The organism is Paraburkholderia phenoliruptrix, from assembly GCF_902859825.1.
Taxonomy (GTDB): domain Bacteria; phylum Pseudomonadota; class Gammaproteobacteria; order Burkholderiales; family Burkholderiaceae; genus Paraburkholderia; species Paraburkholderia phenoliruptrix.
In genome coordinates, this window is the sequence record NZ_CADIKB010000007.1 from 101,235 (window position 1) to 123,802 (window position 22,568).

Annotated in this window: 23 protein-coding genes, 4 tRNA genes and 1 pseudogene; 11 read left to right on the forward strand and 17 right to left on the reverse strand. The window is 62.8% G+C overall.

The window, feature by feature from the left end; translation table 11 throughout:
* Positions 1–7 precede the first annotated feature (7 nt).
* The 3 genes from ribD to HV711_RS10455 form a co-directional block, all read right to left on the reverse strand.
* Positions 8–1,165 (reverse strand): bifunctional diaminohydroxyphosphoribosylaminopyrimidine deaminase/5-amino-6-(5-phosphoribosylamino)uracil reductase RibD, encoded by a 1,158-nt coding sequence (gene ribD, locus HV711_RS10445; protein WP_035479394.1) that lies wholly within the window; start codon positions 1,163–1,165, stop codon positions 8–10.
* Between the two features lie 62 nt (positions 1,166–1,227).
* Positions 1,228–2,511 (reverse strand): glutamate-1-semialdehyde 2,1-aminomutase, encoded by a 1,284-nt coding sequence (hemL, locus tag HV711_RS10450; protein ID WP_035479397.1) that lies wholly within the window; start codon positions 2,509–2,511, stop codon positions 1,228–1,230.
* Positions 2,512–2,632: 121 nt separating this feature from the next.
* Complete coding sequence (locus HV711_RS10455; RefSeq protein WP_035479399.1) at positions 2,633–3,199, reverse strand: hypothetical protein; 567 nt, start codon at positions 3,197–3,199, stop codon at positions 2,633–2,635.
* Between the two features lie 259 nt (positions 3,200–3,458).
* Between HV711_RS10455 and HV711_RS10460 the strand changes: the two genes are divergently transcribed.
* On the forward strand, positions 3,459–4,679 hold the full coding sequence (locus HV711_RS10460) for a Bcr/CflA family multidrug efflux MFS transporter (protein ID WP_035479479.1): 1,221 nt from the start codon (positions 3,459–3,461) through the stop codon (positions 4,677–4,679).
* 163 nt (positions 4,680–4,842) lie between these two features.
* On the forward strand, positions 4,843–5,073 hold the full coding sequence (locus HV711_RS10465; protein WP_028360878.1) for a hypothetical protein: 231 nt from the start codon (positions 4,843–4,845) through the stop codon (positions 5,071–5,073).
* A gap of 133 nt (positions 5,074–5,206) precedes the next feature.
* Here the strand turns inward: HV711_RS10465 and HV711_RS10470 are convergent.
* The 4 genes from HV711_RS10470 to rph form a co-directional block, all read right to left on the reverse strand.
* Positions 5,207–5,296: transfer RNA gene (locus tag HV711_RS10470), tRNA-Ser, on the reverse strand.
* A 55-nt stretch (positions 5,297–5,351) separates the two neighbouring features.
* Positions 5,352–6,581 carry a radical SAM family heme chaperone HemW gene (hemW, locus tag HV711_RS10475; RefSeq protein WP_028360877.1) on the reverse strand — a complete coding sequence of 410 codons (1,230 nt, stop codon included), beginning with the start codon at positions 6,579–6,581 and terminating at the stop codon, positions 5,352–5,354.
* Positions 6,578–7,210, reverse strand: a complete 633-nt coding sequence (gene rdgB / locus HV711_RS10480) for an RdgB/HAM1 family non-canonical purine NTP pyrophosphatase (RefSeq protein WP_035479401.1) — start codon at positions 7,208–7,210, stop codon at positions 6,578–6,580. Before rdgB ends, hemW begins: the two co-directional genes overlap by 4 nt.
* Positions 7,203–7,943: a ribonuclease PH gene (gene rph, locus HV711_RS10485; RefSeq protein WP_028360875.1), complete on the reverse strand. Its 741-nt coding sequence runs from the start codon at positions 7,941–7,943 to the stop codon at positions 7,203–7,205. Before rph ends, rdgB begins: the two co-directional genes overlap by 8 nt.
* 221 nt (positions 7,944–8,164) lie before the next feature.
* On the opposite strand from rph, the gene HV711_RS10490 reads away from it, so the two are divergent.
* The 5 genes from HV711_RS10490 (at position 8,165) to HV711_RS10510 (ending at position 13,147) form a co-directional block, all read left to right on the forward strand.
* On the forward strand, positions 8,165–9,088 hold the full coding sequence (locus HV711_RS10490) for a YicC/YloC family endoribonuclease (protein WP_035479403.1): 924 nt from the start codon (positions 8,165–8,167) through the stop codon (positions 9,086–9,088).
* Positions 9,089–9,105: 17 nt separating this feature from the next.
* Positions 9,106–9,789, forward strand: coding sequence for a guanylate kinase (gmk, locus tag HV711_RS10495; protein WP_013589315.1), 684 nt, complete (start codon positions 9,106–9,108; stop codon positions 9,787–9,789).
* A 60-nt stretch (positions 9,790–9,849) separates the two neighbouring features.
* On the forward strand, positions 9,850–10,053 hold the full coding sequence (gene rpoZ, locus HV711_RS10500) for a DNA-directed RNA polymerase subunit omega (RefSeq protein ID WP_006025620.1): 204 nt from the start codon (positions 9,850–9,852) through the stop codon (positions 10,051–10,053).
* Between the two features lie 141 nt (positions 10,054–10,194).
* Positions 10,195–12,561 carry a RelA/SpoT family protein gene (locus HV711_RS10505; RefSeq protein WP_175145088.1) on the forward strand — a complete coding sequence of 789 codons (2,367 nt, stop codon included), beginning with the start codon at positions 10,195–10,197 and terminating at the stop codon, positions 12,559–12,561.
* A 94-nt stretch (positions 12,562–12,655) separates the two neighbouring features.
* Positions 12,656–13,147 carry a phage protein NinX family protein gene (locus tag HV711_RS10510; protein WP_035479405.1) on the forward strand — a complete coding sequence of 164 codons (492 nt, stop codon included), beginning with the start codon at positions 12,656–12,658 and terminating at the stop codon, positions 13,145–13,147.
* A 124-nt stretch (positions 13,148–13,271) separates the two neighbouring features.
* Here the strand turns inward: HV711_RS10510 and HV711_RS10515 are convergent.
* Together HV711_RS10515 and HV711_RS10520 are read right to left on the reverse strand one after the other, a co-directional pair.
* Positions 13,272–13,348 (reverse strand) — tRNA-Arg (locus tag HV711_RS10515).
* 80 nt (positions 13,349–13,428) lie between these two features.
* Positions 13,429–13,505, reverse strand: a tRNA-Arg gene (locus HV711_RS10520).
* A gap of 120 nt (positions 13,506–13,625) precedes the next feature.
* Here HV711_RS10520 and greB point away from each other — a divergent pair.
* Positions 13,626–14,195: a transcription elongation factor GreB gene (gene greB, locus HV711_RS10525; RefSeq protein WP_015003533.1), complete on the forward strand. Its 570-nt coding sequence runs from the start codon at positions 13,626–13,628 to the stop codon at positions 14,193–14,195.
* 111 nt (positions 14,196–14,306) lie between these two features.
* On the opposite strand, the gene HV711_RS10530 is transcribed toward greB, so the two are convergent.
* On the reverse strand, positions 14,307–15,452 hold the full coding sequence (locus HV711_RS10530) for a porin (protein ID WP_013589311.1): 1,146 nt from the start codon (positions 15,450–15,452) through the stop codon (positions 14,307–14,309).
* A gap of 529 nt (positions 15,453–15,981) precedes the next feature.
* A complete protein-coding gene (locus tag HV711_RS10535; protein ID WP_035479481.1) occupies positions 15,982–16,257 on the reverse strand; it encodes a hypothetical protein in 276 nt (91 codons plus the stop codon).
* Positions 16,258–16,686: 429 nt separating this feature from the next.
* Here HV711_RS10535 and HV711_RS10540 point away from each other — a divergent pair, with 429 nt between their 5' ends.
* Positions 16,687–16,890 carry a cold-shock protein gene (locus HV711_RS10540; RefSeq protein ID WP_013340210.1) on the forward strand — a complete coding sequence of 68 codons (204 nt, stop codon included), beginning with the start codon at positions 16,687–16,689 and terminating at the stop codon, positions 16,888–16,890.
* 186 nt (positions 16,891–17,076) lie between these two features.
* Positions 17,077–18,237, forward strand: coding sequence for an exonuclease domain-containing protein (locus tag HV711_RS10545; protein ID WP_035479409.1), 1,161 nt, complete (start codon positions 17,077–17,079; stop codon positions 18,235–18,237).
* Between the two features lie 67 nt (positions 18,238–18,304).
* On the opposite strand, the gene HV711_RS10550 is transcribed toward HV711_RS10545, so the two are convergent.
* Positions 18,305–18,901 carry a chorismate mutase gene (locus HV711_RS10550; RefSeq protein ID WP_035479411.1) on the reverse strand — a complete coding sequence of 199 codons (597 nt, stop codon included), beginning with the start codon at positions 18,899–18,901 and terminating at the stop codon, positions 18,305–18,307.
* A gap of 276 nt (positions 18,902–19,177) precedes the next feature.
* Positions 19,178–19,327, reverse strand: a complete 150-nt coding sequence (locus HV711_RS10555; protein ID WP_006050185.1) for a hypothetical protein — start codon at positions 19,325–19,327, stop codon at positions 19,178–19,180.
* 674 nt (positions 19,328–20,001) lie between these two features.
* Here HV711_RS10555 and HV711_RS10560 point away from each other — a divergent pair.
* The gene (locus tag HV711_RS10560; RefSeq protein WP_028360870.1) at positions 20,002–20,187 is read left to right on the forward strand and encodes a hypothetical protein; all 186 of its coding nucleotides are present in this window, start codon (positions 20,002–20,004) and stop codon (positions 20,185–20,187) included.
* A gap of 134 nt (positions 20,188–20,321) precedes the next feature.
* Here the strand turns inward: HV711_RS10560 and HV711_RS10565 are convergent.
* From HV711_RS10565 to HV711_RS10580, 4 genes and pseudogenes are all read right to left on the reverse strand, one after another.
* A tRNA-Thr gene (locus HV711_RS10565) sits at positions 20,322–20,397 on the reverse strand.
* A 54-nt stretch (positions 20,398–20,451) separates the two neighbouring features.
* A complete protein-coding gene (locus HV711_RS10570) occupies positions 20,452–21,468 on the reverse strand; it encodes a class 1 fructose-bisphosphatase (protein WP_013589306.1) in 1,017 nt (338 codons plus the stop codon).
* Positions 21,469–21,703: 235 nt separating this feature from the next.
* Positions 21,704–22,159, reverse strand: a complete 456-nt coding sequence (locus tag HV711_RS10575) for a HigA family addiction module antitoxin (RefSeq protein WP_035479417.1) — start codon at positions 22,157–22,159, stop codon at positions 21,704–21,706.
* 16 nt (positions 22,160–22,175) lie between these two features.
* Positions 22,176–22,456, reverse strand: a pseudogene (locus HV711_RS10580) (type II toxin-antitoxin system RelE/ParE family toxin).
* Between the last annotated feature and the right edge of the window lie 112 nt (positions 22,457–22,568).

Consider the following 22,568-nt stretch of genomic DNA (forward strand, 5'->3'; position numbering starts at 1 on the left):
TCCTTGATCAAAACGAAACGGGTGGGGACGCGGCGTCGGACCCGGTCGCAGCGCCGCCCGTTGGCACGAAGCGCGCGAGAATCCGCAGATCGTCGCCGATCCGCTCGACATTGTGAAACGCAAGCTTGACGCGGCCTTCCAGTGTTGCGGGCGCGCTCAGGTTGAACATGCTCATGGAGTCGTTGCCGAGCAGGCTGGGCGCGAGGTACACCAGCAATTCGTCGACGCAGCCTTCGCGCAACAGCGAGCCGTTCAACTTGTAGCCGGCCTCTACGTGCAGCTCGTTCACCTGGCGCTCGCCAAGCACCTTCAACATGCCGGGCAGGTCGACCTTGCCCGCTGCGTTGGCCATTTCGACGATCTCCGCGCCGCGATGGCGCAACGCCTGCACGCGCTCGCTGTGCCGCTCGTCCAGATTGCCGCAGAAAATCAGCGTGGGTGCGCCGGCGAGAATCTGCGCCTGCGGAGAAACTTCCAGCTGGCTGTCGATCAGCACGCGTTGCGGCTGGCGCGGCGTGTCGACGGCGCGCACGGTCATGCGCGGATCGTCTTCCCTGACGGTGCCGATGCCGGTCAGAATCGCCGACGCGCGGGCACGCCAGGCATGGCCGTCCGCACGCGCCGCTTCGCCGGTGATCCACTGGCTGACGCCCGAAGGCAAGCCGGTGCGGCCATCGAGCGACGCGGCCACTTTCATGCGCACCCATGGCCGGCCGCGCGTCATGCGCGACACGAAGCCGATGTTCAACTCCTGCGCTTCATTGGCGAGCAGCCCGCAGCGCACTTCGATGCCGGCGTCGCGCAACATGGCGAGGCCGCGGCCGGACACCTGCGGGTTCGGGTCTTCCATGGCGGCGACCACGCGCGCGACCTGCGCTTCGATCAGCGCGTTCGCGCACGGCGGCGTGCGGCCGAAATGGCTGCACGGTTCGAGTGTGACGTAGACGGTTGCGCCGCGCAGATCGTGACCGCGCGAGCGCGCGTCTTTCATTGCGCGGATCTCGGCATGGTCCTGGCCGGCCGGCTGTGTGAACCCTTCGCCGATCACTTCGCCGTTCTGGACGATCACGCAACCCACGCGCGGATTGGGGTCGGTGGTGTACATGCCGCGCTTCGCAAGCGCGAGCGCGCGTTCCATGTGGACGAAGTCGGTTTGCGAGAACATCGTGTCGAGTGGGTACGGTGACTGGGCGTGGGCGGTTGCGGTGAGCGCTTGCGGCGAGTGCGTCAGGCGCCCAGCGACGCGAACGCGCCGCGCGCCGCTTCGATCGTGGCGTCCACGGTGGCGTCGTCGTGAGCAATCGAAACAAAGCCCGCCTCATACGCGGAGGGCGCGAAGTACACGCCCGCGTCGAGCATTTTGTGAAAGAACGCGTTGAAGCGCGGCACGTCGCTTTTCGTGACTTCCGCAAAACTGGCCGGAATCGACTCGGTGAAGTAGAGCCCGAACATGCCGCCGAGCGAATCGGCCGAGAATGGCACATTGGCTTCGCGCGCGACCTGCGCAAGCCCTTGCGCGAGTCGGGCGGTGCGGGCGGCAAGCGTCTCGTAAAAGCCCGGCGCCTGAATCAGTTGCAGCGTTTTCAGGCCCGCGGCGACCGCGATCGGATTGCCCGACAGCGTGCCGGCCTGGTAGACGCCGCCGAGCGGCGCGAGGTGGGCCATGATGTCGCGCCGCCCGCCGAAGGCCGCGGCCGGCATGCCGCCGCCGATCACCTTGCCGAGGCAAGTGAGGTCTGGCGTGATGCCGTACACCTGCTGCGCGCCGCCGAGCGCGACCCGGAAGCCGCACATGACTTCGTCGAAAATCAGCACGGAGCCGTATTCGGTGCACAGGCGCCGCAATGCTTGCAGGAACTCGGGCGTTGCGCGCACGAGGTTCATGTTGCCGGCCACCGGCTCGACGATCACGGAGGCGATTTCGTTGCCGAAGGCCTTGAACGCCTCTTCGAGCGCCGCGACGTTGTTGTATTCGAGCACCGTGGTGTGCTTGGCGATGTCGAGCGGCACGCCTGCCGAGGTGGGATTGCCGAACGTCAGCAGGCCCGAGCCGGCTTTCACGAGCAGGCTGTCGGCATGGCCGTGATAGCAGCCTTCGAACTTGACGATGCGGCTGCGGTTCGTGAAGCCGCGCGCGAGACGCAGGGCGCTCATGGTCGCTTCCGTGCCGCTCGAAACCATGCGCACCTGTTCGATTGACGGCACGAGCTTGCAGATTTCCTCCGCGATTTCGATCTCGGATTCGGTGGGCGCGCCGAACGAGAAGCCGTTGGCGAGCACGCGCTGCACCGCTTCGAGCACCTCGGGGTGCACGTGGCCGAGAATCATCGGGCCCCATGAGCCGATGTAGTCGATGTAGCGCTGGCCGTCGGCGTCCCAGAAGTAGGGCCCTTGTGCGCGCTCGATAAAGCGCGGCGTGCCGCCGACCGACCGGAACGCGCGCACAGGCGAATTGACGCCGCCGGGAATGGTGCGTTGCGCTCGGTCAAAGAGGGTTTGGTTTTTGGACATGGCGATGACTGAATGGGGTTGCGCGGCGGCGCGGTTTGCGCGGCGCCGGAGTAGGTGAGGAAATTGTACCGGAGTCGGTGCGAACGGGTTTTGCGCGCGGGCGTGGCATTCGAACGCGTTTTCAGCGCTCCGGTGGGCGCTTGCCTGCGGGTGTCTTTGCCGACGGCGCGCGGGCCTCTGCAGCCGCCGCATGTGCCGACGCTTTACTTGAACGCACCGGGCCCGCTGGCGCCTCTGGAGCGGGCGGCTTACGTTTGCCAGTCAGTTCGGCCCAGCGCTTTTCGAGCGCGCCTTCCGCAATCGGTTTGATCACCGTGCCCGAGCTCTGCGCGTCCCATGTCTGGACCGAAAATGGATGCGCGCGCAACGAGTCGCGAGGAATCACCACCTGCTGATGGGCGTCGACGAGCCAGTCATACACGAAGTCGATGCACAGGCGGTAGCCGCGCTTTGTCGCCGGATCCGGAACTTCGTAGGGCGCCCGCGTCACATAGCCTGAGCCGAAGATGCCCTTCGGTTCCATGGCGACGCGATGCAGAAACACCCGATCGCCGGGCAGAATGCCGCGGGCGAATCCGCAGCCCCAGACGTCGGCCACGGCGACGCCCGTTGCAACGCGTCGGGCCACGTCGGGCAATTCGGGCCACGGCCATTTTTTGGGGCTCCAGATCAGCAGGAATGCAGTCATTGCAATGTTGCAGAGGGAGGTCGGGACGGGGCGCCGCTTTCTTATCTGCGCGCGACGCCGAGCGCTTCACGCGGCAGCTTAACCGATCAGCGACGTGCTTGCCGCAAGGCTGGGTCCCATTCCCATGCCCGGCGCCGTTTCTCTTGCGTGCGACGCGGCGGCCGCTCTCAGCGTCGCGTACAATCGACCGGGTCAATGCCGGCCTTTCGTGTCACCGCGCGCCGCTTTGCCGAAAGACGCGCGCTTCACCTGGATTCCCATGTCTCATGTCACCGGACGCCGGCCAGATGGCCGGCTGATTCTGTTGCTCGGCGCGCTCGCCGCCTGCGGGCCGATTTCGATCGACATGTATCTGCCGAGCTTGCCCACCATCGCGCAGGCGTTCGCGATCGGCACGAGCGCGGCACAAAGCACGCTCACCAGTTTCATGTTCGGCTTTTCGGTCGGCATGCTGCTTTATGGCCCGCTGTCGGATACGTATGGCCGCCGGCCGGTGCTGCTCGGCGGCATCATCATGTATGCACTGGCGAGCATTGCCTGCACGCTGTCGTTTTCGATCGGCGCGCTCGTGACCTTCCGCTTCGTGCAGGCACTCGGGGCAGGCGCCGCATCCGTGCTGGCTCGCGCCATTGCGCGCGATGCCCACGGTCCGACCGACGCGGCCCGGGTGCTGTCGATGCTCGCCATCGTCACGTCGATCGGGCCGTTGCTCGCGCCGCTGATCGGCGGACAACTGCTGCTGCTCGGCGGCTGGCGCGTCGTCTTTGTCGCGCTGACGCTGTTCGGCACCGCGTGCGCAGTGACCGCGTTCCTCAGGGTGCCGGAAACCTGGCCGCGCGAGAAGCGCGCGCACTCGGCGCTGCTGAAGTCGTTTGCTGCCTATGGCCGCTTGTTGCGCGACCCGGTTGCCTGGGGGCACATGCTGTGCGGCGGCATGGCGTTCGCGTCGATGTTCGCGTACATCACGGCCACGCCGTTCGTCTACATCGAATATTTTCACGTGTCGGCGCAGCACTATGGCTTCCTGTTCGCGCTGAACATCGTCGGCATCATGTTCGGCAACTTCATGAACACGCGGCTCGTCGGTCAGCTCGGGTCGTTGCCGATCATTTCTTTCGCGGCCACCGTGAGTTGCATCGCGTCGCTGTTCGTGTGCCTTGTCTCGCTGACGGGGTGGGGCGGCTTGTGGTCGATCGTGGCGGGCCTGTTTTTCGTCGTCGGCGTGGTGGGCTTGCTGTCGGCCAATTGCACTACGGATCTGATGCATCGCTATCCGGTGAACGCGGGCGCGGCGGCCGCCGTGTTCGGCGCGGTGCAACTGGCGCTCGGCGCGCTGTCGAGCCTCGCCGTCGGCCTATGGCCGGACGGCTCGCCCAAGGGCATGGGGATCGTGGTGGGCGTGGCGGGATCGCTGTGTTATGTCGGGCGCATTCTGGTCGTCAGATGGCACGGGACGAAGGCGCCGGTGGCTGTCGCTTGAAGAAGTCGTCGCCAACGGCGGCGGCTGCCGGAAGGCGGCGCAGCGCGGCCGGCGCGGCGGCGCGCGCCGCATCTACCGGAAAACACCAGGTGTTGCGCGCACGCGACCTTGCGTGTGAATTTGCATTGCTATGATGAGGTCACTGTTCCTCGGAGCGGCAATCATGGCGATCAGAGATTTGATGAACGGCGAGCGGCAACACGCGGCTTTCGCCGAAGCGCAGAAGCTCGCCGACAGCGGCGCTTATCACGATTACACGGACATCGAATACATCTTGCGCTTTGATTATGGCTTGACCGATGTATCGTCGCTGCTCGACAGCCAGTTGATGCATCGCGATCTCAACCGGCGGTGCGCCGATGCGCGGGAGAGGCTCGAAGCGGTGAGTGTCTGACGAAGTCGTCGGGCGCCTGTTTCGAGGCGGGGCGCGGCTAGCAGCGTTACGCCGCAGTGGCCGAGCCGCGACTAGCCGCCGAGGCCAGAAACGAAAAATGGGCCGTGCGGCCCATGTTCGCATTGAAGGAATCTGGCGGAGGCGGTGAGATTCGAACTCACGGAAGGATCACTCCTTCGCCGGTTTTCAAGACCGGTGCCTTAAACCACTCGGCCACACCTCCAAGCCGCAAATTGTAACCTGAAAAGACGTCGCTGCGGCGCGATGGATGTCCGCATTCACTGCGGATCTTTCAGAAAGAGCGCCTGCAGATCGTTCAGAAACGCCTGGCCAAGCGGCGTCGGCGCAATCTTTTCGTGGTCGCGCGTGATGAGTTTGCGGCGCTCCGCTTCCTGCAAAGCCGGTTCGACGGAGGTCATCGGCAAACCCGTGCGTTCGATGAACCGGTGCACTGGAAAGCCTTCCACTAGCCGCAGCGCATTCAGCATGAATTCGAACGGCAGGTCGCGCGCGCTCACCTCATGCTCTTCCTGCACCGCCGCGCCGGCTTTCGCCTGCTCGATGAACGTGGCCGGATGCTTGTAGCGCGCCTGCCGCAGCACGCGGTTCGGAAACGACAGCTTCGTATGCGCGCCGGCGCCAATGCCGAGATAATCGCCAAAGCGCCAGTAGTTGAGGTTGTGTTTGCTCTGCCGATGCGGCTTCGCATACGCCGACACTTCATAGCGCCCATAACCCGCCGCCGACGTGCGCTCGTGAATCCAGTCCTGCATGTCGGCGGACGCGTCGTCGTCCGGCAAGGCGGGCGGGAATTTCGCAAACAGCGTGTTGGGTTCGAGCGTCAGGTGATACAGCGAAAGATGCGGCGGCGCGAACGACAACGCGGTTTCCACATCCGCCTGGCATTCGGCGAGCGTTTGGCGCGGAAGCGCGAACATCAGGTCGAGGTTGAAATTGTCGAACGTGCTGGCGGCAACCTCCACGGCACGACGCGCCTGCGTCGAATCATGAATCCGGCCGAGCGCTTTCAGATGCGCTTCATTGAAACTCTGAATGCCCACCGACAGGCGGTTCACGCCGCTCGCGCGAAACTGCGCGAACTTCGCGGCTTCGAAGGTGCCGGGGTTGGCCTCGAGCGTGATTTCCGCGTCGGCGTCGAGCGGCAGCAGCGCGCGAATATCCGACAGCATGCGGTCGAGCCCCGCCGCGGACAGCAGGCTCGGCGTACCCCCGCCGATAAACACCGTATGCACTTGCCGGCCCCACACGAGCGGCAGCGCCATCTCCAGGTCGGCGCGCAGCGCGTCCAGATAATCGTTCTCGGGGAAAGTCTCGCCTTTCCACTCATGCGAGTTGAAATCGCAGTACGGACACTTGCGCACGCACCACGGAAAATGCACGTACAGCGAAAGCGGCGGCAACGACGTCAGGCGGATGCTGCCCGGCGACGTGAACGCCTTGATGACGCCGTTGCCGACATCGGCGGGCGTCGGTTTGATCGGAATCACGCTTCCTCCGTCAGACGCGCGAGCAGATGGCGCAGCGCAATCGCGCGGTGGCTGCTGGCGTTCTTCACCGCCGGTTCGAGCTCCGCGGCGCTCGCGTTCAGCGACGGCAAGAAGAAGTACGGATCGTAGCCAAAGCCGTGCGAGCCGCGCGGCGCATCCAGCATCTCTCCATGCCAGCGGCCTTCGGCGATCAGCGGCTCAGGGTCGTCTGCGTGACGCACGAGCGCGAGCACGCAGCAGTAGTACGCGCGCCGATCGGTTTCGCCTTGCAGCGCCGACACGAGCCGCGCGTTGTTGGCGGCGTCGCTTTTTTCGCCGCCGGCGAGTTGAGCATAGCGCGCCGAATAAACGCCCGGCGCGCCGCGCAGCGCCCGCACACAGAGGCCCGAATCGTCGGCGAGGGCGGGCAGGCCGGTCAGCTTCGCGGCATGACGCGCCTTCGCCAAAGCGTTTTCAACGAAGGTGGGATGCGGCTCTTCCGCTTCGGGCACGCCGAGTTCGCCTTGCGCAATCAATTCGATGCCGGCCGCGCCGAGCAGCGCCGCGAACTCGCGCAACTTGCCCGCGTTGTTCGACGCGAGCACGACTTTGTTCAACGGCGCGCCATGACGTTCGCGAACTTCACTCACCTCGATACTCCAATGCCGCTTTCTGCTTGGCGATCAACGTCGCGATGCCGCTGCTGGCCAGATCGAGCAGCGCGTTCATTTCGTCGCGCGAGAAAGGCACGCCCTCGGCGGTGCCCTGAATTTCGACGAAGCCGCCCGCACCGGTCATCACCACATTCATGTCGGTGTCGCATTGCGAGTCTTCGTCGTAGTCGAGGTCGAGCACCGGCACGCCGTCATACACGCCGACCGAGATCGCCGCGACGAAATCGCTGATAGGCGAGCTTTCGATGCGGCCCGCCGCCAGCAATTTGCTCACGGCGTCGTGCGCGGCGACGAATGCGCCGGTGATACTGGCCGTGCGCGTGCCACCGTCCGCCTGGATGACGTCGCAGTCGATATGCAGCGTGCGCGCGCCCAGTTTCTCGAGGTCGAACACGGAACGCAGCGCGCGCCCGATCAGACGCTGGATTTCCTGCGTGCGTCCGGTCTGCTTGCCGCGCGCGGCTTCGCGGTCGCTGCGCGTATGCGTGGCGCGCGGCAGCATGCCGTATTCGGCGGTGAGCCAGCCCTGGCCGCGATCGCGCAGAAACGACGGCACGGTCTCCGCGATGCTCGCGGTGCAGATCACCTTGGTGTCGCCGAATTCGACCAGCACCGAGCCCTCCGCGTGCTTCGTGTAGTGGCGCGTGATGCACACGTCGCGCAGTTGATCGGCAAGGCGCCCGCTCGGGCGTTGAGTGGTGTCGGTCATAGTGGATTCGGTGAGGAAGAATGCAGGAGGGGAAAGCACGATTTTACAGCCGATCGCGCGAGCCATGCGTCTGGCGGCCAGCCGCGTCGGCTGTGGCTCTACAAGGGGTCTCATCGCCAAAAATGGGATAATGCGTGTTCACCGCCTCGCGTCTCGTACACGCCGGGCGATTCGACTCTTCGGCCGGCGCCTCGCGCGCGGCCACCATCGCGAGAAATACGATGATCTACAGCATGACTGGCTATGCGAGCGCGACCCGCGAACTCGTCGCGGCGTCGGGCACGGGCGGCGTGAGCGTGTCGGTCGAACTGCGCACGGTGAATTCGCGCTTTCTCGACCTGAACTTCCGCATGCCCGAAGACGTGCGCGTGTGCGAACCCACGTTGCGCGAAATGCTGATGAACAAGCTGTCGCGCGGCAAGGTGGATATTCGCATCAATCTGCAGCGTAGCGAACAGACGGCGAACGCGGGTTCGATCAATCATGACGCGCTGACGCAACTGGCGCTGCTCGAGCGCACGGTGCTCGCGACGTTTCCCGACGCCGGGCGTCTGCGCACCGGCGAGATTCTGCGCTGGCCCGGCGTGCTCGCCGAAACGGGCGTGGCGCCCGACGAGCTGCGCGATGCGGTGCTCGCGTGCGGCAAAGAGGCGCTTGCGGATCTGATCGACGTGCGGGCCCGCGAAGGCGCGCAGCTCGCCAACATGCTGATCGCCAACGTCACGGAGATGGAAGCGATCGTCACGAAGATCACGCCGCTCGTGCCGGAGCTGATCGCAAAGCATCAGCAGAAGATCGTCGAACGTTTGCAGGAAGCGCTCGGCATTGCCGCGCCGGATGCGGCTGCGACCATCGTGTCGCGCGAAGAGATCAACGAGCGGATTCGCCAGGAAGTGACGATGTACGGCATCCGCATCGACATTGCCGAAGAACTGTCGCGCCTCACCGCGCATCTGAACGAAACGCGCCACGTGATCCAGAAGGGCGGCAAGGTCGGCAAGCGGCTCGACTTCATGATGCAGGAGCTCAATCGCGAGGCTAACACGCTCGGCTCGAAGGCGGCGGCGAAGGAACTGGCGGATTCGTCGATGACGCTCAAGCTGCTCATCGAACAGATGCGCGAGCAGGTACAGAATCTGGAATAAGGCTGGAGCATCACAACATGACCGATCATCACACACGCGAAAGCGGCGCACCGCGCAACCCGTATGCCGGCGCCTATCCCGGCAACCTGTTCATGGTCGTCGCGCCTTCGGGCGCCGGCAAGTCGACGCTCGTGAACGCGCTGCTCGCCGGCGACGACGCGATCCGTCTGTCGATCTCGTACACGACGCGTCCGCCGCGTCCGAAGGAGCAGGACGGCGAGCACTATCACTTCACCACGGTCGACGACTTCATGCGGCGGCACGACGCGGGCGAGTTCCTCGAAAGCGCGGAAGTGCACGGCAACTACTACGGCACGTCGCGCGTGTGGATCGAGGAGCAGATGAAAAGCGGCCATGACGTGCTGCTCGAAATCGACTGGCAAGGCGCGCAGCAGGTGAAGAAGCAGTTCCACAACGCGGTCGAAATCTTCATCTTGCCGCCGTCGCTCGAAGCGCTCGAAGAGCGTCTGAAAAAGCGCGGCCAGGACGAGCCGAACGTCATCACGCGACGCCTGCTCGCGGCCGGCAGCGAGATGGCGCACGCAGCCGAAGCGGAGTACGTGGTGATCAACGAGAACTTCGATCGCGCGCTCGGCGAACTGCAGTGCCTCGTGGCGGCAACGCGCTCGCGCTTCGCCTCGCAATACGCGCGTCATACGCAGCTTTTCGTGCAGCTCGGCATTCACCTCCCGCACCCCTGAGCGCGGCGGCGATTCGAGCACATAAGGTAGAATAAGCAACATACTGAGAAGGAACCCAACATGGCCCGCATTACCGTCGAAGACTGTCTCAAACAGATCCCGAACCGTTTCGAACTCGCGCTCGCCGCGACCTATCGCGCGCGTCAGCTCGCTCAAGGCCATACGCCGAAGATCGAAAGCCGCGACAAGCCCACGGTCGTCGCGCTGCGCGAAATCGCGGCCGGCCAGGTCGGTGTCGAAATGCTGAAGAAGGTGCCGGTTTAACGCGCACTGTCTCCACGGTCGTTTGCTGATCGGCCAGATCGGTCAGCCAGTCTTCCTGCCGCAATTTTTAGCCGTCTCTGCTACACCTGATTGCATCGAGCTGCAGACCGGCGTCCACTCCCAACCGCTACGGAGGCGAACATGAGTACCACCCCGCCCACCGCTACGGAAGCGGAGCACGACGCCGATTCGCCTTCGTCTGCACGCAAGTACATCGACGCGGTTCTCGAACAGTCGTTTCGCCATCTGTTCGGACCGACCGCCACGCCGGAGCAGCCGCGCCGGCATGACGTCGTTTCCATTGCCAAGCTGACCTCCGCATTGTCCGGCTACCTGCAGCCGGAAGAAATCAAGGAGGTCAAGGCGGCCTTCCATTTCAGCGACGAAGCGCACCTCGGCCAGTATCGCCAGAGCGGCGAGCCCTACATCACGCACCCGGTCGCTGTCGCGGAAATCTGCGCCGGCTGGAACCTGGACGGCCAGGCCATCATGGCCGCGCTGCTGCACGACGTGATGGAAGACCAGGGCGTGACCAAGGCGGAACTCGCCGAGCGTTTCGGCGCGAAGGTCGCGGAACTGGTCGACGGTTTGTCGAAGCTCGACAAAATGGAGTTTCGCAATCGCGAGGAAGCGCAGGCGGAAAACTTCCGCAAGATGCTCCTCGCCATGGCGCGCGACGTCCGCGTGATTCTGGTGAAGCTCGCCGACCGCCTGCACAACATGCGCACGCTCGGTGCAGTGCCGCCGGAAAAGCGCCGCCGCGTGGCGCGCGAAACGCTGGACATTTACGCGCCGATCGCCCACCGGCTCGGTCTGAACAATACGTATCGCGAGTTGCAGGACCTGAGCTTCGCGAACTTCAATCCGCACCGTTACGCCACGCTCGAAAAAGCGGTGAAGGCGGCGCGCGGCAACCGGCGCGAAGTGGTCGGCAAGATTCTGGAGTCGGTGCAGCGCGCCATTGCCGACGCGAAGATCGACGCCGAAGTCACCGGCCGCGAGAAAACCATCTTCAGCATCTACAAGAAGATGCGCGACAAGCAGCTGTCGTTCTCGCAGGTGCTCGACGTGTACGGCTTTCGCGTCGTGGTCGACAGTGCGCTCGAGTGCTATACCTGCATCGGCGCACTGCACGCCTTGTACAAACCTGTGCCGGGCAAATTCAAGGACTACATCGCGATCCCGAAGGTCAACGGGTATCAGTCGCTGCACACCACGCTCGTCGGTCCGTTCGGCGCGCCGATCGAGTTTCAGGTGCGCACGCGCAAGATGCACGAAATCGCCGAAGCGGGCGTCGCCGCGCACTGGCTGTACAAGAACGGCAGCGCCGATCTGAACGACGTGCAAAAGCGCGCGCACCAGTGGCTCAAGTCGCTGCTCGACATTCAGAGCGAAGCGGGCGATTCGAGCGAATTCCTCGAACACGTGAAGATCGACCTGTTCCCGGACGCGGTCTATGTGTTCACGCCAAAGTCGAAAATCATGGCGCTGCCGCGCGGCGCCACGGCGCTCGACTTCGCGTATTCGATCCACAGCGACCTGGGCAACCAGTGCGTCGCCGTCAAGATCAACAACGAATTGCTGCCGCTGCGCACCGAGCTGAAGAGCGGCGATATCGTCGAAGTCATTACCGCGCCGTATTCGAAGCCGAACCCGGCGTGGCTTGGCTTCGTGCGCACCGGCAAGGCGCGTTCCGCGATTCGCCATTATCTGAAGACCATGCGGCTGAACGAATCGGTTCAGCTTGGCGAGCGTCTCGTCGACCAGGCGTTGAAAGGCTACGGCCTCGCGCTGTCGGACGTCACGCCCGAGGCGTGGGAAAAGCTCGTGCAGTGGACGGGCAACAAGAACGGCCAGGAAATTTTCGCGGACATTGGTCTTGGGCGGCGCGTCGCGGCGGTCATGGCCAAACGCATCGAAGTGCTGATGAGCGGCCGCGACGCGGACGACGACGGTTCGCGCTCCGATTCCAGCTCCGCGCCTCATGCGCCGCCGGTCGTGATTACCGGCACGGAAGGCATGTCGGTGCAGCTGTCCGCCTGCTGCCGCCCCATTCCGGGCGACAACATCATGGGCTACATCGGCATCGGCATCGGCCTCGGCATGGCGATTCATACGACCGATTGCCGCGTGGCGCAGCGCATTCACCGGCGCGATCCCGCGCGCTGGATCGACGTTGCGTGGGCGCCGCAACCGGGGCGTCTTTTCGACGTCGCCGTGAAGGTGCTCGTCAAGAACACCAAGGGCGTGTTTGCGCGCGTCGCCGCGGACATTACCTCGGCGGACGCGAACATCGTGCATATTGCGATGGACGAGGACTTGTCGCAGGAATCCACGATTCTGCGCTTTGTGATTCAGGTCAGCGACCGCGTGCATCTCGCCAACGTCATGCGCCGCGTGCGCACGAACCTCGACGTCATGCGCATTGCGCGCGAGCGGCCGAGCGACGACGGGCATCACCGGCATGAAGGCGGCATGCGGATCGAGCGCGAACGGGCCGACTATTGAATGCCGGCGCTGATCTGCGCCGTCAATCTCCTTTCTTCTGCAGGAACGCACCGGCCATAGGCGAGTCTGACCTGAAAACTCAGGGAGAACGCTGATGAAAGTAGCTGACCTCGAGGGCCTCGCGCTCGACTATTGGGTGGCCCGCAGCCTGCACGACTTCGTGCGCGAAATCCAGTTCACCGACAGCGGCGAGACCGTCGCGATTCGCGGTAACGACCGGGGGCGTCCGTGGGACGGCCGCTTCACGCCTACTACTTCATGGGACGCCGCCGCGGTGGTGCTCGAACGCGCGCGCCGGCTCGAGATGCGCGAGCGCAGCGAGGAAGGTCCTGCCCACTGCGTCGCGGAATTCGAAGGCGGCCGTGGAACGGTGGAGGGGCGCGCAGACTCGGTGCGGGTGGCGCTGCTGCGGGCGTTTGTTGAGAGCCGGTTCGGCGACAGCGTCGGCGAGATGCTGCACGAGCCGCAGATGCTGGTGGGCGATAAGGCGCGGCGCATCGGCGAGACAAGCGCAGGCGACACGTTCGAAGATGTGCCGAGCCCGGACGGGCATATCGGCGATATTCAGTCGCCGCCGCGGCCGTAACAGTGGGCGAAGCGGGTGTGGGAGCGGTCGCTCAGAGCCGTCCGGCAAATGCCGCGGACACGGGCGCCTTGAAACGGCGCGTCTAAAAAACAAAGGGCCTTCCGACTGGAAGGCCCTTCAGAGGTGGCGCGGCTGGCAGGATTCGAACCCACGACCCCTTGGTTCGTAGCCAAGTACTCTATCCAACTGAGCTACAGCCGCACGCGAAACAGGTGATGCAGTACAAACCGTGAAACTGGGTAAAACGTAAGGGCCTCCCCGGAGGGAGGCCCTCGAATAAGTGGCGCGGCTGGCAGGATTCGAACCCACGACCCCTTGGTTCGTAGCCAAGTACTCTATCCAACTGAGCTACAGCCGCACGCAGAAACGAGATTATAGCAAAGGTTTCAAAAAAGGGAAGGGCGTCCGTGCGATTTGTCTCATTGTCATGATCGTGTACCCTAGTGGGGCAGTCGTTTGCTGCAGCTTATGGATCATCATGAACAAGGCCTTTGTCAAAGAGTCGAGCGACGATAACGACGACGATCTCGACGTCGCCCAGCCGGACATCCCCGCGGGTACCAAGAACTACATCACGCCGGCCGGCTATCGTCGAATGCGTGACGAACTGCTGCATCTCATCGACGAGGAGCGGCCGGAAGTCGTCAGGCTCGTGTCGTGGGCGGCTTCGAACGGCGACCGTTCCGAGAACGGCGATTACATCTACGGCAAACGCCGCTTGCGCGAAATCGACCGGCGCATCCGTTTTCTGACCAAGCGCCTCGACCTCGCCGAGGTGGTCGACAGCAGCAAGCAGGAAAATGTCGATCAGGTTTTTTTCGGCGCCACTGTCGAATATGCGACGGAAGACGGTGAAGAGCACACGGTGACGATTGTCGGTATCGACGAGGTGGACCTCGATATCGGCCACGTGAGCTGGATCTCGCCGATCGCGCGCGCGCTGCTGAAAGCCAAGGTCGGCGATACGGTGACCTTGTACACGCCGGCCGGGCCTCAGCCCATCGACATACTCGACGTCAAATATCCGCCGCCCGACAACGGCGGCTAGTCGCCCGCTTGCGGTAGCTGCACCTGGCTCGCCCGCGCGGCACATTCCTCGCGGGCAATAAAAAAGGCGCCGCGAGCGGCGCCTTTCGTGCTGCGAGTCCTGCCGGCTGCTTTAGAAGCGGTGGCGCAGACCTGCCGTGACCGCGACCTGCTTGTTGTTGCTCGAAGCAGCCAGTCCGTTGATGTCCGCGCCAACAATCGCGTTTTCGTTGACTTGCTGGTATTCGCCTTGCAGGTAGACGTCCGTGCGCTTGGACAGCGCGTATGCCGTTTGCAGGTTGAACTGGTTCCAGTGCGGACGAGTGCCGGCGAGGCTGGCTCGCGTGTACGTGTACGAACCGGCGATGCTGACGGCCGGCGTCAGAGCGTAGCGCGCGTTGGCTTCGAAGTTCTGGAAGTGCGCACTGCCGCCACCGAATGCGATGCCGCCCGTTTGGCCCGACGCGCCTGCGCCGATGCCGGCGAGACCGGTCAGGTTCGTCTGCGAGTAGACAAGGCCGACGGTGGCCGGACCGAACGCGTAGTTCGCGCCCGCGCCCCAGGTTTGCTGACGGCGAGCGAAGAAGGTGTTGTCGCTCGACACTGCGCCGCCCGAGTTGAACGCCGCCGCCGCGCCCGTCGCGCCGTTGCTGTTCAATTGCAGGTAGGCCGCGCCGACATTCAGGCCGCCCCAATTGTACGATGCGCCCGCGCTGTAAGCCCGGTTGTTCGCGAAGCCGTCAGCCTGGTTCGAGAAGCCATACATGCCGCCGAACTTGAGGCCGCCGTAGTTCGCGCTCGTGTACTTCACCGAATTGTTGACGCGGAACGAGTTGTTCAGGTTGTCGTTGTCGAACGGGTGGGCGAACTGCGTGCCGCCGTATTGCGTGCCGGTCAAGGCCAGCGGGCCGACGAAGTCGACGACGCTGTCGTATTGACGGCCGAGCGTCACCGCGCCGAACTGCGTGCTGGACAGGCCGACGAATGCCTGACGGCCGAATTCGCGACCGCCTTGCTTCAACGAGCCGTCATTGATACCGAAGCCGTTTTCCAACGTGAAGATTGCCTTCAGGCCGCCGCCGAGGTCTTCAGCGCCGCGCAAGCCCCAACGGCTGCCGTTCACCGAGCCGCTCGTCTGCTGCCAGTTGCTGTGACCGTGCTGGTTGTTGGTATAGGTGATGCCGGCGTCGATCAAGCCGTACAACGTGACGCTGCTTTGAGCGTGCGCCGCAGTTGCAAAAACGCCCGACAGGGCCGCGACCATGAGAGTCTTTTTCATCTTGTTACTCCGAAAGCGAGAATTGGCAGTAAATCTGCTTCGGAAAACCTTCACGCGGGCGCTGCGAGAGGCGTATCCGTGCAAAGTGCGCCTATAAGTGGCGCTGTTTTCCGGTTACGCAAAGTGTAGAGAGAGCGTCTAATGAATGGGCGTTTCGCTTTTTGCAATAAAGTATTACAGCAGCCGAAACGATATGTGGGCGCCCTGAAACCCCCGCCAGTCAAGGGTTTTAGCCGTACCAGCGAGAGGTGCGGCGAGGCGGTGTGAATTGGCGTTGCGAATTTACGACGCTAAGTCGATGTGAAAAAACAACATACGTCACTGAGTGAAACCATTGTTGTTATTGTCGCAACAGACGATTGTTATTTGTGTGAATAATCGAATTGAGATTCAAGGCTATACTGGAAGTTCTGCTTTCCGAAGCAGACTTTTTCTTGACGAAAAAGATCTCCAAACCTTTGTCGGCGCGACTTTCCAGTCGCGCTTTTTTTTGTCTGTCGATTATGCGTGGGTGTCGCGCAGCCGACGATCAGCGCGCGGATGCGGTGGCGTCCGCGTTCCACCATTCGTTTGCCGTTGAAGCGCTCCAGTCTTCCATGACATAGCGGCGGGCGTCCATCGGCGAAGAAAGCAGATTTTGCCAGTGGTCGCCGTGCCAGCCGGGCTCGAAATCGAAAGCCGATGCTGCACCAGCCTCCGCTTCGCCGCGCGAAGCATGAGGCACAGCATCAGGCGCGGGCGACGGAGACTCTGCGGAACGAGGAATCAGTTTGGAAAGAAAGCGGCGGATATCACGGAACTGCATGGCAATCTCCTGATGCGCATTACTGCAAATGCTGAGTTTCATGATGCGGTTCGTCGGCAGCTATGAACAACCCGGAGAAACACTTACCAAAGTCACAAATAGTTACAAATACACGATCGGGGCGGGAATAATTTCCTCTTTTAACCGGGCGTAAGCGCGCGATCAGTATTTCTGACGTAACTGTGAATATCACAGCGCCTGTCGCTTCCGCCATCCGGCTAACTTTTCGCTTATCCAATATTGTGCTTAGGGCTTATTTAAAATTCACTTGACGGTGATTCGCCGGTCCCCGTATAACGGCAAAGCTGATTTCAGTAGCCGCTCCGAGTGCGCAATGCCTCAGGGATATTCCGTATGGATAAGTTGGCAATGGATTGAGGCGTTGTTGGGCATTGCCCGATTTGATAATTCGTTGAGGGAAACTGGAAAATGGAAACAGGTATCGTCAAATGGTTTAACGATGCTAAGGGCTTTGGCTTCATTACGTCGGACTCGGGTGGCGAAGATCTTTTTGCGCATTTCTCGGAAATCCGCACGGAAGGCTTTAAATCGCTGAAAGAAAACCAGCGCGTGTCTTTCGACGTGAAGGCCGGCCCGAAGGGCAAGCAGGCGGCGAATATCCAGCCGCTCTAAGCAGCGACCTGCTTGCCTCGCGCTGCGGGGCAAGCCGTACCTGCTAGAAGCCCTCGTGTTGACCGCGAGGGCTTTTTTCTGATTCCGCCGAGATGGCCTTTCCGATTGAAATCCGATCCGGGTTTTAGCGTCGGCCGCTAACTAGTGCATACTTGGCGCAAAGTCACGCGTCCAAGCTTCCTCTTCATGTCTGAACCGTTTTTGGCCGAACCGGCCCTCTCAGAGCCTATTGTCTTCGTCGATCTTGAAACCACCGGCGGCTCGACTAACGAGCATCGCATTACCGAGGTGGGTGTCGTGGAAGTGGGGCCGACGGGTGTCACGCGCTGGAGCAGCCTCGTCGATCCGCAGCAGCCGATCCCGTCGTTCATCCAGCAGCTCACCGGAATCACCAACGCCATGGTGCGCGGGGCCCCGACGTTCGAGGCCATCGCGCCCGAGTTGTTCGCGCGCCTCGACGGCAAACTGTTCGTTGCGCATAACGCCAGCTTCGACCGTGGTTTCCTGCGCGGCGAGTTCCGGCGCGTCGGCATTTCATTCGACCCGGACGTGCTGTGCACCGTGCGCCTGTCGCGGGCGCTGTTCCCGTCGGAAAAGCGTCACGGGCTCGATGCGCTCGTCGAGCGCCATGCGCTCGTGCCGTCGGACCGCCATCGCGCGCTCGCCGACGCGGATCTGATCTGGCAGTTCTGGGAGCGCCTGCATGGTCTCGTGCCGCTCGACGTGTTGCGCGCGCAGATCGAGCGGACGACGCGGCGCTATCGCCTGGCAGGCGACATCACTGAAGAGCTGCTGGAAACAGCGCCGGCCGGCTGTGGCGTCTACGCCTTCTATGGAGACGACGACCTGCCGCTATATGTCGGGCGAAGCGTGCGCGTCCGTCAGCGCCTTCGCGCACATCTGACAGGCGAGCGGCGCTCGTCGAAGGATATTCGGCTCGCGCAACAAGTGAGGCGAGTCGAGTGGCGCGCCACCGGCGGCGAATTGGGCGCGATGCTCGCCGAGGCGCAGTGGATTGCCGCGCTGCGGCCGGGGCACAATCGCGTGCCGCGCGCCACGAAGAGCGATCCCGTCGGCGCGCCCTGGCCCTTCCAGGGCCCCGTCGTTTTTGAAGAGCGCGAGGAGGCCTCGCAAGCGTGTGCTTTCCATGTCGTCGACGAGTGGCGCTACCTGGGCCACGCGCCGTCGTTGGCGCAGGCCGTCGAACTGCATGCCGCGCGCGCGACGAGTGGTTTCGAGCTCTCGACGTACCGGATCTTGCAAAGCCACCTGGCGCGCGGCTTGAGGATGACGCCGCTGAATGTTGCGGGCGCCGAGCCCGCCGAGCCGGTCGTGAGTCTCGACTGAATGTCTTGGCTCGCCATGCGAGCCCTGCTGCGCGAACTGAGCCGAGGCTTTGCGTCTACCGCGTCTGTCAGCCGGTCGCGCCGACGCCGCCCGTTTCACAGACGTGTCCCAGAGCGCGATTGAGCGCGTTCGACCGCGTCGAGTCGTAGCGAGTCAGCGATTTCCAGTTAGCGAGCGATTGCGCCACCCGCGACGGACAATCCGGCGCCGCGCGCAGCGGCTGCACGCGAGCGAGGCCGGCAATGAGCGATTGCGTCAAGCGATCGAGTTGCGGCCGCGTGCTGGTGGCAAGGTCCGGTGCGGGCTCTTGAGGCGGCTGACTGGCGCGCCAGCTTGCGAACAGCGCGTTCTGCACCTCTTTGCTCGCATCGATCTGATCCTGAAAGAAAGCGCGCGCAAATGCCGGATCGACGTTGGCCGCCGCCGCGCGCTTCTGCACATCGGCGAGCAGCGCTTCTTCGCGCGGCTTGTCGGTGATCGCCTGATGATTGGCCCACTTCCAGCGCGCGACCGGCTCAGCAAGCGCAAGACGCTGCGACGCGAGGGCGATCAGGTTGGTGAGCGCGGTGTCGTCGCCGTCGGCGAGGGCGGGGGCCGGCGCCAACGCGGCGCAGGCGAGGAGCGCGAGCGCGCACGGCGCAGCAAAGCGAAACAAACGGTTCATCGGCTGAAGGGGGGCCGGGCGGCCGGAAGAAAAATCAGAAGAATAGACGATGTGTGGGCGCGTAGACGCTTCCGCCCGCAAAAGAGCCGCCGAGGATTCAGTGGAAAAGGGGACTTTGCGGAAGCAAGGCGCGCAAAGCGCAGCGCGTGCGCCGTCACCGGGCGGCGGCAGTCCGTCTATGTGAAGCGTCGCAACGAAAGAGGTTGTAGAGTGCGCGAGCGCCCGCGACCCGTGCGACGAGCACGAGGACGGCTACCGCGTTGCGCCACTGCACAATTACTTTGCGTCGCACGACTTACGTTGTTCGTCGAAAAAGGCGCGCACATGCTCCGGCAGTTCCGCACCCAAAAATTCGACGCCGACAGGTTCCGGATCCGGGCTAAAGACTTTATCCGGGGTCGGAATCTTCGGTGGTTTCGCATCCATGATCTTTCTCCTTTACAAAACCATTATCGGCCTCAAGCGCGGTGTCGCACCAGTGTCCGATTGGCATCGCAGCGTATTTGTTGCTTTAACGGCACAGCGCACCATTTCGGTAGAACCTTCTGATTAAATTTATAGATTCCCTGCCGTTCCTGTTCTGCGGTCTGCCGTACGTTGAACGCCTCAATTCCTCGGTGGATTCCCTGAGAGGCTTGTCCCGCGGACAGCTCACGCTCTGTCCGCGCTTAGCTCGGGGTTGACCGTTCGTCCGCTGCGGGCATTCACCAATTAAACGCCATTTGATGCACTGCCGCATCGGCACCATTTTCCGTGCGAAAAGGCGAACGTTCGTTTATTACCGACTGGATAATGAATTTGCGCGAAGGCCTGTGTCTTTGTAAACGAGCGACCTGTCTCCCCGTTGACGGTTTGCAGCGGATTTTTTAAACCGGGCTCTGAATGCTTGGACAGGTCAGCGAATGCGTGCGGCAATTTCCTGACGCTGGCATTAAGGCCGGGCGGTTCGCGACAAAACCTCACCTTTCAATGACAACCTGCGCAATCGCGACTACGGCTTCTATGATTGAAGAGCCAATCGGCAGGCAAAAGTGCGTTGGACAACCGACGCGCGGCTATCGACACGGAAGATGGTCATCTTCGCCTTCAGAGAGTTCGTCATGGAAAACGCGGTGTATTGGAACGGACGTCAGGTCGGGATCGAATGCGACGGCCGCATCTCGTGGTTCTCGTCGGCTCCGCCGGAAGCGGTTGCTGCCTATTGCCGCGAGCCGCACAACAGTGCTGCGCAGGCTGTCACGACGAGCGATGCGGTGGTGGCGCGCAATCTTGGCAAGGTTGCGTAGCCGCGCTTCCTGGGCGCAACAGGCTTTCTCGAGTAGCCAATGGCGGAAGACGGACTTAGCGCTTGATTAGCACAGCATCGACGGAAAAACAAAAAGCCCAGTCGCGAGGACTGGGCTTTTTGCTTGAATCTTGATGGTGCCGGAAAGAGGAATCGAACCCCCGACCTTCGCATTACGAATGCGCTGCTCTACCGTCTGAGCTATTCCGGCATCAGGAGAAACGAGATTATAGGGACTTCTTTATTGGCTTGGCAAGCCCCTGGGTCACTTTTTTGTTTCGAGATGGTAGCGGGTCACGCGATCGACTTCGTTCTTCGAGCCGAGAAACACCGCGACGCGTTCATGCAGGCTCTTCGGCAGAATGTCGAGAATGCGCTTCTCGCCATTGGTTGCGGCGCCGCCCGCCTGCTCGACGATAAACGCCATCGGGTTCGCTTCGTACATCAGACGCAGCTTGCCGGGCTTGTCCGGCGTGCGCTTGTCGGCCGGATACATGAAGATGCCGCCGCGATTCAGAATGCGGTGCACATCCGCGACCATGGAGGCGATCCAGCGCATGTTGAAGTCGCTTTGACGCGGGCCTTCCTTGCCTTGCTTCAGTTCGCTGATGTATTGCTCGACGGGCGGATACCAGTGGCGTTCGTTCGACGCGTTGATCGCATACTCGCGCGTTTCGACGGGAATGCGCATATCGCTTTGCGTGAGCACCCACGACCCCAGTTCACGGTCGAGCGTGAAGCAGTTCACGCCGTTGCCGGTGGTCAGCACCAGCACCGTTTGCGGGCCATACACCGCATAACCCGCGGCGACCTGCTGCGTGCCGGGCTGCAGGAACGACTGCTCGGTGGGTTGCTGGCCGTCCGGGCAGCGCAGCACCGAGAAGATCGTGCCGATGGACACATTCACGTCGATATTCGACGAGCCGTCGAGCGGATCGAACACGAGCAGATATTCGCCCTTCGGATAGTTCGCGGGGATGGGGAAGAACTGCTCCATTTCCTCCGACGCCATGCCTGCGAGATTGCCGCCCCATTCATTCGCTTCGAGCAGGATCTCGTTGGACAGAATGTCGAGCTTCTTTTGTACCTCGCCCTGGACGTTCTCGCTGCCCGCCGTGCCGAGCGCATCGCCCAGCGCGCCTTTGCTGACGTGATAGCTGATCGCCTTGCATGCGCGCGCGACGACTTCGATCAAAAGGCGCAGATCGGCCGGCAGGTTGTTGGTTTCCCGCTGCTGCTCGATCAGGTACTTCGTGAGAGTGGTACGACGTTGCAAGGACATGCTGTACTCCAGGAGGCTTGAGGAATATCCCGATTTTAACCGCTCGGTGTGTCGGCTCCGTGCTTTTGCTCGCGGTGCGGACATGAAAAGCGGGTACGACGCGGCGTGAACCGCGGCGGCAAGCGCGAGGAACTATCGAAAGCCGCCGAAGCTGGCCCGCAGGCCGCTGCAACCAGCCACGCACAGCCACCGGCAACCAGCCAGCAGGACCAGCCAGCAGCAGCCAACTGTCCCGTCAGCCCTTGCGCCGCGCCTTGCCGGCCGCCGCGCTACCGCAAAGGCTTTCCGCAAGTGCCGCGGCCCGCGCGTGTTCCGCGGACACTTTCGGCAGCTTCGGGCGATCCGCCTTCGGCATGGGTTCGATCTCGCGTTCGATCTGCTCGCCCGCGGCTGCCGTGGCAACGCGCAGGTCGTAGGCGATTTGCAGATTGAGCCAGAACTGCGCGCTTGCGCCGAAGTAGCGCTCGAGTCGCAGCGCAGTGTCGGCGGAGATTGCGCGCTTGCCGCGCACCACGTCGTTGATGCGCGGCGCCGGCACGCGCAACGCAAGCGCGAGCGCATTGACGGACATGCCGAGCGGTTCGAGAAACTCGCTGCGCAGAATCTCGCCAGGATGGATTTCCTCGATGTCGTCTCCGGTGTCGATGTCGGAGAAATCGGTACTGCCCAGGTCGGAGCGTTTGATGACCATGCCGGTCTCCCAATAATCAGTGATAGTCGACAATCTCAACATTCAGCGCCTCGCCGTCGATAAAGTGAAAACAGATGCGCCATTGCGCATTGACCCGGATGCTCCATTGTCCGCTGCGCTGACCCTGCAATGCTTCCAGCCGGTTGCCCGGCGGCGCGTGCAAGCTGTAGATGGACTCCGCGGCGTCGATCATCAGCAACTTGTGATACGCGAGCGCCTGGATATGACGCGGCAGCGTATTCACGAATTGCCCTGGAAGATTCTTGCCGCAGCCTTGTCGCCAAATGTTGTGATCATGGTAGTACTATAATGCACCGCGTTAAATGTAAAGCATAAAATGAATGCGTTTACTTTCCCGCAGCGCGGCATGCGTGAACAGTCAGCCAGATGGCTAACGTCGATGCGAACC